This is a genomic window from Mesorhizobium sp. LNHC221B00 (assembly GCF_000502935.1).
Taxonomy (GTDB): domain Bacteria; phylum Pseudomonadota; class Alphaproteobacteria; order Rhizobiales; family Rhizobiaceae; genus Mesorhizobium; species Mesorhizobium opportunistum.
This window is the reverse complement of record NZ_AYWR01000068.1, coordinates 1-244: the sequence shown is the minus strand read 5'-3', so window position 1 is coordinate 244 and position 244 is coordinate 1. Positions and strand designations below refer to the sequence as shown.

Here is a 244-nt window from a genome sequence, read left to right as displayed (position 1 = left end):
TTTTCGGCGGCTGGAAGAAGGCACAGCCTTATCATTTCGGCGACGGTGGTATATTCGACCAGATCTACAAGCCGGCCCAGTGAGGTTCGGTAGTGCCGAAGAAGCCCGCGAATGGGCTTCTTCGACGAAGTCTGGCTGAGTAAGAAGGGACGATCCAGAACTCCATGACCACAGCACCCGCGCAGGCGGGGTGGCGGTTCAGGCAGCCGAGCGTCATTCCGGGTTTCGGATTGACGCTCGGCTT

At 59.0% G+C, this 244-nt stretch carries 1 protein-coding gene and 1 pseudogene; one reads left to right on the top strand and one right to left on the bottom strand.

Going from position 1 to position 244, the window contains the following annotated elements; genetic code table 11:
• Positions 1 to 83 (top strand): annotated as a pseudogene (locus tag X741_RS1000000170660) (sulfate ABC transporter substrate-binding protein); the annotation flags it as partial.
• On the opposite strand, the gene X741_RS1000000170685 reads toward X741_RS1000000170660, so the two are convergent.
• A partial coding sequence (locus X741_RS1000000170685) for a hypothetical protein (RefSeq protein ID WP_210195519.1) occupies positions 65 to 244 on the bottom strand: 180 nt, incomplete at its 5' end. The pseudogene X741_RS1000000170660 and the gene X741_RS1000000170685 sit on opposite strands and share 19 nt — an antisense overlap.